Origin of the sequence: Fictibacillus sp. WQ 8-8 (genome assembly GCF_024494405.1) — a bacterium.
Taxonomy (GTDB): Bacteria; Bacillota; Bacilli; order Bacillales; family Fictibacillaceae; genus Fictibacillus_C; species Fictibacillus_C marinisediminis.
Window position 1 is genome coordinate 247,150 of sequence record NZ_JAMXKG010000006.1, and the last position, 14,131, is coordinate 261,280.

General features: G+C 44.2%; 12 protein-coding genes and 1 pseudogene. 7 read left to right on the plus strand and 6 right to left on the minus strand.

Going from position 1 to position 14,131, the window contains the following annotated elements:
* Window positions 1-76 precede the first annotated feature (76 nt).
* Window positions 77-3,106 carry an AAA family ATPase gene (locus M1K46_RS15485; protein WP_256226674.1) on the minus strand — a complete coding sequence of 1,010 codons (3,030 nt, stop codon included), beginning with the start codon at window positions 3,104-3,106 and terminating at the stop codon, window positions 77-79.
* A 13-nt stretch (window positions 3,107-3,119) separates the two neighbouring features.
* Complete coding sequence (locus M1K46_RS15490) at window positions 3,120-4,331, minus strand: metallophosphoesterase family protein (protein ID WP_256226675.1); 1,212 nt, start codon at window positions 4,329-4,331, stop codon at window positions 3,120-3,122.
* Window positions 4,332-4,525: 194 nt separating this feature from the next.
* Here M1K46_RS15490 and M1K46_RS15495 point away from each other — a divergent pair, with 194 nt between their 5' ends.
* Both M1K46_RS15495 and M1K46_RS15500 read left to right on the plus strand, forming a co-directional pair.
* Window positions 4,526-4,711 carry a YhzD family protein gene (locus M1K46_RS15495; RefSeq protein ID WP_082683496.1) on the plus strand — a complete coding sequence of 62 codons (186 nt, stop codon included), beginning with the start codon at window positions 4,526-4,528 and terminating at the stop codon, window positions 4,709-4,711.
* Between the two features lie 96 nt (window positions 4,712-4,807).
* Window positions 4,808-5,242 (plus strand): GNAT family N-acetyltransferase, encoded by a 435-nt coding sequence (locus M1K46_RS15500; RefSeq protein WP_062236706.1) that lies wholly within the window; start codon window positions 4,808-4,810, stop codon window positions 5,240-5,242.
* Window positions 5,243-5,382: 140 nt separating this feature from the next.
* Here the strand turns inward: M1K46_RS15500 and M1K46_RS15505 are convergent, their stop codons facing one another.
* From M1K46_RS15505 to M1K46_RS25855, 4 genes and pseudogenes are all read right to left on the minus strand, one after another.
* On the minus strand, window positions 5,383-6,867 hold the full coding sequence (locus tag M1K46_RS15505) for an aldehyde dehydrogenase family protein (RefSeq protein ID WP_053355567.1): 1,485 nt from the start codon (window positions 6,865-6,867) through the stop codon (window positions 5,383-5,385).
* A gap of 154 nt (window positions 6,868-7,021) precedes the next feature.
* On the minus strand, window positions 7,022-7,909 hold the full coding sequence (locus tag M1K46_RS15510; RefSeq protein WP_231689156.1) for a Cof-type HAD-IIB family hydrolase: 888 nt from the start codon (window positions 7,907-7,909) through the stop codon (window positions 7,022-7,024).
* Window positions 7,910-8,246: 337 nt separating this feature from the next.
* Entirely contained in the window at window positions 8,247-8,606 is a 360-nt protein-coding gene (locus tag M1K46_RS15515; protein ID WP_053355570.1) for a YlbF family regulator, read from the minus strand.
* Window positions 8,607-8,642: 36 nt separating this feature from the next.
* Window positions 8,643-8,744: pseudogene (locus M1K46_RS25855) on the minus strand (hypothetical protein); the annotation flags it as partial.
* A 123-nt stretch (window positions 8,745-8,867) separates the two neighbouring features.
* On the opposite strand from M1K46_RS25855, the gene M1K46_RS15520 reads away from it, so the two are divergent.
* From M1K46_RS15520 to M1K46_RS15540, 5 genes are all read left to right on the plus strand, one after another.
* A complete protein-coding gene (locus M1K46_RS15520) occupies window positions 8,868-10,223 on the plus strand; it encodes a YheC/YheD family protein (protein ID WP_256226676.1) in 1,356 nt (451 codons plus the stop codon).
* A 79-nt stretch (window positions 10,224-10,302) separates the two neighbouring features.
* Window positions 10,303-11,184 (plus strand): PucR family transcriptional regulator, encoded by an 882-nt coding sequence (locus M1K46_RS15525; RefSeq protein ID WP_256226677.1) that lies wholly within the window; start codon window positions 10,303-10,305, stop codon window positions 11,182-11,184.
* A gap of 197 nt (window positions 11,185-11,381) precedes the next feature.
* Window positions 11,382-12,479 carry an ABC transporter ATP-binding protein gene (locus M1K46_RS15530; RefSeq protein WP_256226678.1) on the plus strand — a complete coding sequence of 366 codons (1,098 nt, stop codon included), beginning with the start codon at window positions 11,382-11,384 and terminating at the stop codon, window positions 12,477-12,479.
* 211 nt (window positions 12,480-12,690) lie between these two features.
* Window positions 12,691-13,446 (plus strand): transporter substrate-binding domain-containing protein, encoded by a 756-nt coding sequence (locus M1K46_RS15535; protein WP_248251610.1) that lies wholly within the window; start codon window positions 12,691-12,693, stop codon window positions 13,444-13,446.
* Window positions 13,439-14,092 (plus strand): amino acid ABC transporter permease, encoded by a 654-nt coding sequence (locus M1K46_RS15540; protein WP_256226680.1) that lies wholly within the window; start codon window positions 13,439-13,441, stop codon window positions 14,090-14,092. Before M1K46_RS15535 ends, M1K46_RS15540 begins: the two co-directional genes overlap by 8 nt.
* Window positions 14,093-14,131: the final 39 nt, after the last annotated feature.

Consider the following 14,131-nt stretch of genomic DNA (forward strand, 5'->3'; position numbering starts at 1 on the left):
GGTCGTTCCCCTCCTGTGTGCAGGTTCAGCTCTGTAAGCACTTCTGCTACTCTTTTTATATCATAAACACGTCAATTTATAAAAACGCACCGTCGCCCGGTCTGACAGGCTGCGGTTCCTTTAAATGGATGACCGGTACGGAAGGCCTGTCACTGAACAGCGTTTCATGGCACGTAAAGAAGATGATCTGATGCTTTTCACCGATCTCCATGAGCAGGTCCAAGGTCTGTTTTGTACGGACAGGATCAAAATTAACGGTCACATCATCCAAAATCAGAGGCATTCCTTCTCTCTGGTATAAAGAAGCTAGGGAAAGCCGCACACATAAGTATAGCTGTTCGGCTGTCCCGCGGCTTAACTCCACGGGATTGAAACGGACACCGTCATTCCGCTCAATGATTAAACTTTCCTTTTCCCCTGCCAGGAATAAATCCGCGTATTTTCCAGCGGTGATGCGGGAGAAATATACTCCTGCCTTTTTTATAATGGCAGGCAGCCGCTCCGCATGAAACTGTTCTTTCGTTCGTTTCAGCAGATCCGCAGCTGTCCTGTAAACGGCCCACTTTCTTGCTTGATCCTGCAGAATATCCTTTAACGTTTCATATCGCTGCAGGCATTCCGAGTAGCTGCCCTCTTCCTGCAGCTGCTGCAGGCGAAGGGACAGTTCAGCACTTTTGCCCTTGAAGCTTTCTAACTCCTGCTCACTTTCTTTAAGATAGGCTTCTGCCGCAGCAATCTCCTTTTCCAGATTAAAAGATTTGTCCAGCAGCCTGTCCGAGAGATTGAAAATTTCTTCATCGCTGTATCCAAAAGCATAAAGCTGCAGCGAAGCCTGTGACAGTTGCTCCTGTATCTTTTTCCTTGAATCTGCCGCTTCTCCCTTTTTTCTGTAACTCTCTTCGTTATCAGCACCGGCTTGCTGAAAGAGCCGGGTTCTTTCTGCTGTGTAACTTAAACGCTTCGTCAGTAATTCCTGTTCATTCTCAACAGCTGCCCGTTTTGCTTCCTGAAGCAATTCAAGCTTCCGCTGCTTTTCCTTTTCCTGCTGAAGCAGCATACGCGCTTGCATTATTCTCTCATGATAAGAGGCATGCTCTGAAAGGCCGAGCTGTTTTGAAAGCTGGTTCACATCTTCTAAAATAACGGAAATATTAACTTGAAGCTGCGAAAGCCTTTCTTCCAATTGATATTTTTCGATCAATAGTTCCTTCAGTCTTTCAATCTTTTCAAAATAGCCAGGCAGAATCAGGTGCTGCCAAGGTCCATTAAATCCATTTTCCCTGCTCCACTCCTGGATGCTGGCCTCGTTGTCAAACTCCTCCAGCTCCAGCTTGTCATAGCCGGCTGCGGTTTGCTGGTAGGACTGTTCCAGCCGCTTTTTTTCTTCCTGAAGCCTATTGTACTCATTGCGCTGCGCTTGCTCCTCGATCCATTGCTGCTGTAGACGGTCAAGCTCTTCAAAATTTGAAATGCCCGCAAGCTGTTCTTCAAGCTTTTGCAGCTGCACCAAGAGAGCCGGAAGATTTTCCTTCCCCGTATGGCTGCCTCTTTCTTTCGTTCTGCTTTTCATCCAATACAGGAAACCGGCACCCAGCGCCAAAGCTGAAAGCAAAGCTCCAGCCATTTCGCCTTTACTTACAAGATAGATGATAATGACGGCAATAAAAACAAATAAGGCTCCTGCCGGAATCCAGTTCTTTTTCAGGGGAACTGAGCGTGACGAACTATTCCCCTCTGCATTTTTGATCTGCATCTGAAGCTGTTCTTTTTCGAGCATGAGCCTTCGATAGGTTCTATCCTGATCAGCATGTTCCTTCAGTTTCTGAAAATCCGCTTCATGGAGCAGCTTTCCTTTTGCAAGCTTCAGCCGCTCCTCTGCTGATTCCAGACGGCTGCGGGAGGCTGTCAGCTCCTGATCCATCCATTCTTTCTTCTGCTGCAGCAATTCATGGTTTTTTGTCATGAGAACAAGGCCGTTTTTTGCTGCAATTCCATTGTTCAATTCATAAAGGTTATTGTCTTCTCCTTCATAGCCTGTTTCATGAATAAGACGATGAATTTCTTTGCTTAGCAATTCAGCCTTTTGGAGCAAGCCCGCTTTGTCGCTCAAGAGACTCTCAAGATAATGGATTTTCTGTCCAACGGCTTCAATACGCGCCCCTTCTTTCAGTACTTGTTCATCGATTGCCAGAATTGCAAGCTGCTTTTCAATTTCATCGTTCTTATTCTTGCAAACTGCCAAGTCTCCTTCAAGATCAAACAGCTTTTCCTGCAAATACTCCAGCCGCTGCAGTCCATTTTCAGGAAACTCACCCTCTTGCAGCTGATCGAGCGCCAGTTTATTTTCTTTCCACTTCTGCAGAGGCGGAAGCACCGATTTCCACTTTTGAGCCTGATACCATTGTTCCTGATGATGAGCCTTTTCTTTCTCCGCTCTTTGTATAGAGTCCTTCACTTCTTTTAATTCCAAAGCGGCGGGCTGAAATTCTTCGTTTTTCCTTTTCCACTTCAGCAGATCTTCTTCTGCCCTGTGGAGCTCCTGAAGCATTTCGTTGATCACCGGCTTCCTGCCGCCAGGTTTAAAAAGCGCCGCCTGCTTTTTTTCCAGCAGGGCTTCAAGCTCCTGCAGCTCCTTACTGCCTGTCATACCCGCGCCGAGCAGATAGCTCCCCAGCTGATCCCGGCTGATTTTTTCGATTTCCTGGAGTCCATCGATGTCAAAACAATAGATTCCTTGAAAAAGCGAACGGTCCAGCCCTTTCAGCACGCTTTGCAGAAAATCTTCACCGGCCTGTTCACCATTCTCCAAATAGACTGTAACATCACCTGCCGCTTTTCCTGCTACGCGCTCAATGGCCAGTTCTCCGTGTGATTCTGTCATTAATGTAAGAGATCCGCCCATCCGGTTCCCATCTTTTGGCTCATACCTTCTTTCGCTGGTAAGCTTAGAAGGAAAACCAAAAAGCATACATTTAATAAAACTCATCAAGGTAGATTTACCCGCTTCATTTTCTCCAGAAATAAAGCCCGCTCCCTTGGACAAATCCTTTATTTTGAGGTTTTGAAACTTGCCAAAATGATAGATGTGCAGTTGTTTAATCCACATAGCTTCATACCCCCTATTCTTTCAGCAAAAACCGTAATAGAAATGTTTCTGCCTCCTTGATGATTTCTTCTTCCTCTTCTGATTCAAGAGGCTTTAAATATCGTCTGGCTCTTTTGTGCAAAAACAGCTCTCTCGTGGTTTTCAGCATCTCTTCGTATTCACTGCTGTTGTGCAAAAGGGCTCCGACGAACCCTCCATCGTTCAATAGCTGATCACGATTCCAGCTTCTTCTTAAACTATTTATAACAGCGAACGGGTAAACAAAAGATGAGTTCTCCTCTTCACCGTCCTGAAGGGTCTCCATTAAGTCATCCAGGAACAGTTCATCACTCAGCTCATGAAATAAAGAAGAATCGCCCTCTAAGATCAGTTTAAGAAGTATACCCTTTCCTTCTGTTCTGGCATTCTCTTTCACTTCGATACACGTTTCAATCACTTCCGACATGGCCGAACTTCCCGTAAGATCAATGAATTCTTCTTTCCATAGGATGTCTGCCATTGCGTGGAAGTCCCGTAGTCCGTTATTAGTGTCGACGATATAACAGCCTTTCTCACCCGTTTCCTTTTGATTTCTGCCTTGAATGTTTCCAGGATAGATAACAGAAGGATCCTGGCTAAGCTCCATTCTCTTATGAATATGCCCGAGAGCCCAATAGTCATATCCCTTCACTAAAAGCTCCGTCACTTTAAACGGCGCATAGGATTCATGTTCGCTTTGTCCATCTGCGTTTCCGTGCAGAATACCGATATGATAAGCTTCATCCTTTTTCTCCGGAAAATGAGGCACACGGTTCTCGGCTACAGACCGTTTCTCATAACTGAATCCATGCAGCATGGCTGCCAGCTTTCCGTTTTTATAAAAGGGCACCGAGCTTGGAAGCCCTCCCTGAAAAATATGAACAGTCATCGGCCATTCAATATCTATCCATGAACCTTCGAGATGATCATGATTTCCATGAACCATAAAGGTGTAAATTTCGTGTTTTTCCAGTCTCTCAAGCTCTTTCCGAAAATAAGTCTGCGCTCGTAAACTTCTGGAATCCCCATCATATATATCACCTGCAATCACAACAAAGTCCACCTTCTCCTTTATTGCAAGGTTTACTGTTGCAGTAAAGGATCGGAAGGTGCTGTTTTGTATCCGTTTAAAAATAGGTTTGGGCAAATATTTCAATCCTTTGAAAGGGCTGTCCAGATGAAGGTCAGCACAATGCAAAAACTTCAACACCCATCTCTCCTTTTTCTTACACATTCTAACCTTTATTTTACCATATATACGAAAGCACGTTCTCGTATTTGGGAAAATACCCATAATTGTGGCAGCTGTTTTGATAAGTGAAGGAAAACATAAAAAAAAGCAGGAAATTTGGCGAAAAACAAGAAATATAATTTAAGAATCTTGAAGGGAGTTTTCACACCATGAATAAGTATTTTCTTACCGTATACGATAAGAGCGGCGAAAAACTGCTCGACGAAACCATTCAGGCCCAAGACGACCAGCAAGCCAAAACACTTGGAGAAGAGCGATTGAAGGAGAAAGAGTACAGCGAGCGCACTCATCGCCTCACTTCTCCAGCTGGTGCCCTGCTTCTCTTTCATCGCTGATCATAGTTTCCGCAGGCCGATCTGGCTGCATATAAGCCAGACATCTCTGTATGTTCATTTCCTAATTTTCTTATCTTACCAAAAAGAGGTGCGAAGATGAGTGAAATTTTCATTCGGAGGGGGACGATTGAGGATAGCCTGTCTCTCTCTTATTTAATGGGCGATCTCGGCTATCCTACCACCGAAGAAGAAATGAGAGACCGATTAACGTATATTCTTCAGGATCCTTCCTACATTTGCTTTGTCGCTTGCTATAATGATCTTGTCATTGGAATGATCGGTCTCGTTAAGGGCTATTATTTCGAGAAGAATGGGACATATTTGAGGATTATTGCCCTCGTGGTCTGTGAGGAGTATCAAGGAAATGGATTCGGCAAATCGTTAGTGCGCCATGCGGAAGAGTGGGCAGAGGAACAAGGGTGCACATCCATCGTTCTCCACAGCGGAAAACACCGTACCGATACCCATGAGTTCTACCGTAACCTTGACTATGACGATACCGGACTTCGCTTTATAAAAGTTATGATTTAAAAACAACATAAAAAAGCCCGGCTGCTGGATCTAGCAGCCGGGCTTTTCGTTTCCGTTCAGTTATTGACCCCTTAATCATGTATATCTATTTGCCTGTGCCGAGTCGCTTCCCTGAATCACACATGCTTTTGCTTGTCTTTTTATTTTAGGTTAACCCACACACTTTTTACTTCTGTGTAGTTATTTAGCGCATAAGAGCCCATCTCACGGCCCATTCCGGATTGCTTGTATCCGCCGAATGGAGAAGCTGCATCAAACGCATTGTAGCAGTTAATCCAGACTGTACCGGCTTTTAAGTTATTGGATACATAGTGTGCCGTTTTTAAGTTTTCAGTCCACAATCCTGCAGCAAGACCATACTCAGAACGGTTCGCACGCTCGATAACTTCGTCCAGGTCTTCAAACGGCATCGCCGCTACAACCGGTCCGAAGATCTCTTCTTTAGCGATCGTCATCTTATCGTCTACATCCGCAAAAATAGTAGGCTCTACAAAGTAACCTTGCTCAAACGGCCTCGTTCCTCCCGTTAACAGTTCGGCTCCTTCATCTTTCCCTTTTTCAATGTAGCTCATGACACGGTTATGCTGCTCTTCGGATACAAGCGGCCCCATCGTAGTGTCCGGATCAAGGCCAGGACCCTGCTTAATGTTCTTCGCATGGGAAACCATGTCCGCCATTACATTGTCAAAAGCTTTCTTTTGAATGAATAATCGGGAACCTGCGCAGCAAACTTGTCCTTGGTTGAACATGATTCCGCCCAATGCACCAGGAATAGCACGTGTCATGTCTGCATCCGGAAGAATGATATTCGGTGATTTACCGCCAAGCTCAAGCGTTACACGTTTTAGTGAATCTGCTGCATTTCTCATGATCATCTTACCGACTTCAGTTGATCCGGTAAAGGCGATTTTGTTCACTTCCGGATGATCAACAAGAGCTGCTCCTGTTTCACCCGCACCTGTTACTACATTCAGAACGCCCTCTGGGAATCCTGCTTCTTGAGCAAGCTGTGCAAGATAAAGAGCAGACAGCGGAGTTTGCTCAGCTGGCTTCAGGACAACTGTACAGCCTGTTGCAAGTGCTGCACCAAGCTTCCATGCAGCCATTAAGAGCGGGAAGTTCCAAGGGATGATTTGTCCTACAACCCCAACCGGCTCGTGGCGTGTATAGTTAAAGAAACTCCCTGCAACCGGGATGGTTTGTCCGACGATTTTAGTTGCCCAGCCAGCATAGTAGCGGAAATGCTCAATTGCTAGGGGAACATCTGCATTCATCGTTTCGCGGATCGGTTTCCCGTTATCCAGCGTATCAAGCTGTGCAAGCTCTTCTTTGTTCTGTTCCATCAAGTCTGCAAGCTTATAGATTAAATAACTGCGCTTCGCTGCGCTCATTTTAGTCCAATATCCAGAATCAAAAGCTTTTCGCGCCGCATCAACCGCAAGATCGATATCTTCTTTTCCACCTTCTGCAACAAGCGCCAAAACCTCTCCTGTTGAAGGATTAAGTGTTTCAAACGTTTTTCCTGATTTAGAGGTTACCCATTCACCATTGATAAAAAGTTTCTTCGTGCCGTTTAGAAATTCTGCCACCTTTGGCTTCAAATTCAGGTTAACTGTTTTTTCCATTACAATCCTCCTCATATACTTGTTCCTTACATCAAAATGATTCGACAGCACTTTATGAAAACCCTTTCAAAATTTGTCGTTTTTTCAATCTGTAATAAAAATGAAATATATTTTACATTAAAACCCAAAAAAGCCCCGTTTCGGAGCTTTTTCGTTAATATAGTCCCACTCTCAGCTGCTTTCGGAAAACTTCTTTTATCATATATGGCACTCCGAGCTGATCGTTCGTCCTGGTGATCCAATTAGCAGCCTGTTTCACATCTTCAGGAGCATTGCCCATGGCCACTCCAAGCCCCGCCATCTCAATCATTTCCCTGTCATTATGAGAATCACCGACAGCCACCATCTCCTCAGGGGTCACATCAAGCTTCAAGCCGAGCAGTCTTAATGCATTGGCTTTCGTGACATTGGGGGAAGTAATTTCGAAATTGCACTTCGTCGAGGAGGTATACTCAAAATTGGCAAAATGCGTCCTCAAATGCTGTTCCGCTGACCGCCGTTCTCTTTCCTCAAAGAACTGAACATCAATCTTAGATGGGGTAATATCTTTTTCCAGTACATTACTGCTCAGGCTCTCCTGAAACGTTACCGGATAGAAAAGCGGATCCCCTGCACCCAATGTTACCTTCGCAACGAGCTGGTTTTTCTGCTGAACCTGGTTTCCGACTGAGAAACGTTCATGCACGAGCCGGATATGGCAATTGTAATTCTCTAAAATATTGACGATCCGATACGTGTCTTCTTTTGAAATATGTGATTCAAAAAACGGTTCATCCACACTAGAAGCGATAAACCCGCCGTTTTGGCTGATTAAATAACCATCAAGTTTCAATGCCTTAGCGATCTTTTTTGTAGATGGAAAATTCCTCCCTGAGGCCAGTGTGATATAAACACCCTTCTTCTTCACATAATCTATCGCTTCCCTCGTTTCCTTATCCATACGAAAATTGCTTCTCAACAGGGTCCCATCGATGTCAAGAATCAGCATCCGGTATACCATGGCAATCCCCCCTCTGTATCGAATAAAGACTCTCTCTGTCAAAATGTATTCCCCTATCGAAGAAGGTAGAACAGATAAAGAAAACACAGCTTGCGTATTGGGCAGGCTGATGTTGCAGTTATGCCCATCGAAAATGCTGAAGAACCTGTAACGGGGACGCCCCAAAAAGCGTTTTATGAGAATGCCCCTAAGAAGTTATCCGAATTTTCTAAAAGGATCAATTGTACTTCATTTTCGCTCAATTATTTTGAGTTCGGCGCAATTAATCTGAATTAGGCGCATTTATGCAATGGTTTGGCTCAATCCGCCCCCCGTGCAACAAAAAAAGCCGTCTCCCTGCACAAAATGCACACCGGGGACGGCTTTTTACATGATATATTTACTGCTCGTTATCTACCATTGGTCCGTAGATCTCTTCGAGCGGCTTAGTGATTATTTTATTGAGATCAGAAATGGTTAGGCTCATGCGCTGTTCAGTTGCCATGAGTTTGCTGATGATTTCATTTTGCTGAACGGCTTGGAACATGGCTTGAGCTTTTTCCACTTCCTCTTGTGTTACTTGTTCGCCGGTCATTTGTTTTTGCTGAAGGCCCATTTGCAGGTTGCGGAATTCTTCAAACATTTTTTGTGCTTCTGCATCGGCATTAACTTCTGCATAGCATTGTTTTAATGTTTGGAAATCCTCACTGTCGCGCAAAGCTTTTTCAAGGCTGTATGCCAAGTCATAAATATTAGACATGAATGTATTCCTCCTCAAATCTCTGAATCTCTACCACTATAACAGACCTTGCATGAACATCACAATTAAAGCCTGGACGAACCCGATGGCTCCTCCCAGCAATACGCCAAGCCAGGTAATCATTTTTAGTTCTTTTCTCGCATTTGTCTCCTAATTGTTAAACACGATTTTCATACTGCTTTCATAGTATACGATATCGGCATAAGCCTAATCAATCGAGAATGCCATCGCAAGGCGCACTTCTCGTGGGGAGGAAAAGAAATGCAGCATGTACTTCCAATCTGCAAAGGCAAGGATGATGGAAGCAGAGTCTATGTGCCGGAATATCTCTTACAACACGGCAGGCACCGCGTATCCTTGTCCTTTGGTTCAAGAACCGTTTTATGCGAAGCTGTTCCTCATTCCAAAAGGGAAATTCAATTATCGAAGTCCCTTTGGGATTTGCTGTCCATACCTTTTGAGGCAAAAATCCACGTACATATTGAGGATTCACGCATCCTGATCGGGCCGCTTGTGGGTATTTTTACATCAGGGGTAGGCCTTTTTCCTTCCCGTCCGGTTGGAGAGAGATCTGCTTTTTTCAGTAAGCTTCTCTCTGCAGACCGACAAGTCGGGGCTTATTATTTTGTATTTGGTCCTGAGCAATTACAGCAGGAAAATCGAATGGTTCATGGATTCTTTTACTCGGAGAAAGGATGGTCACAGCACCTCGTCCCCCTTCCCTCCATCATCTACAACCAGATTCCCAATCGGCGAACAGAAAGCAGCTTGAAATATCAGAAAGCTGTTCATCTGCTTGACCTTGAATGGGAGATTCCATTCTTTAACCCTTCTTTTTTCAGCAAATGGGAGATTTTTCGGTTTCTGCAAAAAGATAAGGAGATGAGGGACTACCTGCCCTATACGGTGATTAATCCAGGAGTTCAGCTAATTGAAAATATGTTAAACACGTATTCTGCTGTTTTCTTCAAGCCGATCGGGGGCAGCCATGGCCGAGGAATTCTTTCCGTGCACAAAGAGCCGGCTGGAGGTTACAGCTGCAGATTCCTTGAAGATCACCGTCCTAAAATCGAGCATTTCCAAAGTTTGATCTCTCTTCTGAAAACACGCAAACTCTATGGCCGGCTTCAGGATACGCTAGTACAGCAAGGGATAGACCTGATCACTTGGAAACAGCGGCCGGTTGACTTTAGAGTGCATACGAATAAAAACCGGGACGGAAAGTGGGTGGCCAGTGCGATGGCCGCAAAGATTGCCGGTACACAGGCCCATACCACACATCTGGCTTACGGCGGTGAAATAAAGCGGGCCGAAGAGGTAATCCAGCATGCCGGCCTCCCTTCAAAATCTGCTTTGAAACTAACAAAAGCCGCGTTACAGCTCAGCCATAAAATTGATGAGAACATATCGGGCCTCATCGGAGAAATTGGATTTGATTTTGGCTTGGACCAGCAAGGAAAGGTGTGGCTGATTGAAGCCAATTCCCGTCCAGGAAGGGGCATTTTCTCCCATTCTTCCTTTAGAGCAGAAGATTATTCGACGAGAATGCTTCCTTTGCAATATGCTGTTCATCTCGCCAAACAGGCCTTTGTTTCCAAAGGGCTGAACGTGACCTAAGTGCAGGTCCCCTCTTTTTTTGTTACATCCTGATCTGCACTGGTATACTAACAGTAGATTAAACAAAGGGGTTTTCGGCATGCTATCCAAACTTAAAGATTATTATGGAGACCATTTCACTATATCTGCCAGCCGCCCGGAACACTATTATTGGTTTGCTGATCAAGAGGGAAAAAGATTCGGGATTGCCAAATCAGCGGTTACCTCAGATGAACTGTGCTTATTAAACTCGCTGTTCTCACAAGAAGCTGAAGTACCTCTCTCTCAGCAGCAAATCTTTTGGAAGAACGTGCTCGAAGGAAATCCATCCGAAAAAGAGGCCGGTACCAGCTTCAGGTTCATTCATTTCTTTTTAAAAAGCCCCCTTTCCGATCAGGAAGCAGAAGCATTTATGGAAGCCGTATCTGGTATTTTCCCTTCTGAAGTAACCGTTTTGTTTATAAACGCTCATTATGGCGTTCTGATCGAACCGAAAACAGATGAAGCGAAAGAATTGCCCTACGATCAGGTAAAATCTGTCCTGACGGGTGATTTTTACACCGATCTGGACTTGTTCCTCGGGATGTGGCTTCAGGATTATGAACCCGCAGCTGAACAATTCAAACTGGAAAGGGAACTGTTCTCTTCAGTGCGGCCGTTTCTTCCACCACAAGAGGTGTACAGCCGTGAAGACCTTGTCCCTTATCTGCTGCTCACCCAGACGGACAAGCCTGCCCATCACTATATTTCCCAACTGATCCCGGATGAGCTATTTGACGACAGAGACCTCATCCAAAGCATCAAAGTGTTCCTTGAATGCAACATGAACCTGTCGATGGCGGCAAAGAAACTTTACATCCACCGAAACAGCCTTCAGTACCGGGTTGATAAATTTATCGAGAGAACTGGAATTGACGTTAAACAATTCAAACCAGCCGTTGCAGTGTATCATGCGTTAATCAGCCGTGAACAAGCAAGGTAACGTTTTAAGGTGGTTTTTTAGGCTTTACATAATTAAGGTGGTTTTTTAGGCAAAGCCTAAAAAACCATTTGTGCACTATGCACAAAAATAGCGCTTTCATTTCGGACAAGCCTCCAATATACGAAAGCCCTTACATTCGATACAATGAAGGCAACAAGCAAATGCTTTTCTTTTGCGAACTTAAGGAGGCAGTAACAATGGCAGAAATTAAACTTCAAAATATTGTGAAACGCTATGACAATAAAGTCACTGCAGTACATGACTTTAACCTTGATATTAAAGATAAAGAATTTATTGTATTCGTTGGGCCGTCCGGCTGTGGTAAGTCCACTACTCTTCGTATGATTGCAGGACTTGAAGATATTTCTGAAGGAGATCTTGTGATCGGCGACCGTGTTGTAAACGATGTCGCTCCTAAAGACCGTGATATCGCCATGGTTTTCCAGAACTATGCCCTTTATCCGCACATGAACGTATATGACAATATGGCATTCGGGCTGAAGCTTCGCAAATTCAGCAAAGAAGAAATCGATCGCCGTGTAAAAGATGCTGCGCGCATCCTTGGACTTGAACAATACCTTGACCGTAAACCGAAAGCTCTTTCAGGCGGTCAGCGCCAGAGGGTTGCGCTCGGACGTGCCATCGTTCGTGATGCTCAAGTATTCTTGATGGATGAGCCGTTATCCAACCTTGATGCAAAATTGCGTGTTCAGATGCGTGCTGAAATTTCCAAGCTGCATCAACGTCTTCAAACAACGACGATCTATGTAACGCATGACCAGACAGAAGCGATGACGATGGCAACTCGAATCGTTGTTATGAAAGACGGACACATCCAGCAAGTAGGATCACCGAAAGAAGTATACGATACTCCTGAAAATGTGTTTGTCGGCGGATTTATCGGAAGCCCGGCGATGAACTTCCTCCAAGGAAAAGTAGAGGACGGATTCTTCGTCATCAACGATATCCGTGTTGCCATTCCTGGAGGCAAAATGAAAACGCTGAAGGACAACGGTTACCTTAATAAAGAAGTAACCCTCGGAATTCGTCCAGAAGACATCCATGATGAGCCTGTGTTCCTTGAGTCTTCTACAAATACAAAGATCACTGCCCGCATTGATGTAGCAGAGCTGATGGGAGCTGAAACTTTCCTATACTCTACAATCGCTGGCCAAGATTTCATCGCGCGTGTTGATTCCCGTACAGATGTTCAGAACGGGCAAAACATTCATCTTGCCTTTGACATGAACAAAGCGCATTTCTTCGATAACGACACTGAAGAGCGCATTAGATAATTTCAAGTTCAAAACCTCTTTTCTTCCTAAGAAAGAGGTTTTTTTATTTTTTCTTCATTTCATGTGAAAATCGTTCTGAAATAGGGAATAATGTTTAATCATTGACAACAACTTAGTTTACTGATTAAAATGACTAAAGAATTCTGATGTGTTTTATCGGTTTAAACTAAAAAAATAATCCAAATTTGGATTTATAACGGAGGTTTTTTACATGAAAAAGCTGTGGGCATTACTCATGGTTTCTGTCATGCTTGCGGGTGTGTTAACCGCTTGCGGCAACAATGGGGAAAAGAAAAAAGAGTTGACGATCGGAACGGAAGCTACATACCCTCCATTCTCTTATCGCGACAAAAAGACGAATGAAGTCACTGGCTATGATGTTGAAGTCGCAAAAGAAGTGGCAAAACGCCTTGATATGAAGCCAAAAGTTGTACCAACCGAATGGAAGAACATGTTTAGTTCTCTAGGAAAGCGATTTGACATGGTAGCGAATCAGGTAACGATTACTCCGGAACGCAAAAAACAATTTGCTTTCTCCAGTCCTTACACCGTGTCTGGCGGGAAAGTAATTGTTAATAAAAACAACAAAGACATTAAAAGCATTAAAGACCTTAAAGGAAAAGTGGTAGGAACCACACAAGGAAGCAACTATGCAGCTCAAGCTGAAAAAGCGGGAGCAAAAGTTAAATATTACAAAGGCATTGCTCAAGTACTGACTGATCTAGATGTTAACCGTGTGGATGCTGCCTTAAATGATGAGCTCTTTATTTTAACCGAGCTTAAAAATACAAAATACAATGTGAAACCGGTTGGAGAGCCATTCTCAGAGAATAAAATGGCATTTGCTTTTAAGAAAAATGATAAAGATTTAGCAAAAAAAGTGGATAAAGCACTCGCTGACATGAAGAAGGACGGCACTCTTTCCAAGCTTTCCAAAAAATACTTTGGAGCAGATGTAAGTGAGTAGTTCTCTCCAATACATGGTGGACTCCCTCCCGTTTTTACTGGAGGGAGCCAAAATCACCGTTATCCTCAGCCTTGGTTCCATAATTGGCTCGCTGATTTTCGGCCTGATCATTGCACTTTGCCGGATGTCGAGCAACAGTGTGCTTGTCAGTTTTGCAAAGATTTATATCTCTTTTTTTCGCGGAACACCGCTCCTTATTCAATTATTGATCTTATATAATGGTTTTACATTTGCGATTACCCCTGAAGGATGGCAAGCAGCTCTCGTAGGATTGATCCTGCATTTCAGCGCTTATATTGCAGAATCATACCGCGGAGCCATTCAATCCATTCCAAACGGACAATGGGAAGCCGCCTATTCCCTCGGCATGAACTACTTCCAAACGTTCAGGGAAGTAATTTTTCCGCAAGCTTGGCGGATTGCTATCCCATCGATCTGGAATTCATTGATCGATGTTGCTAAATCCTCTTCTCTGGCTTCGGTGATTACCGTTCCAGAACTTACTTCCATTGCAGACCAGCGCAGTGCATCAAGTCTCATCGTCCTGCCGGTACTCTTGGAAGCCGCACTTATCTATTGGGGTATATCCACCCTGCTTGAATGGGGTCGCGAACGCCTGGAACGTCGATTGCGCCTGGTAAAATAAAAATCACCGCTCTTTTTAAAGAGAACGGTGATTTTTTTT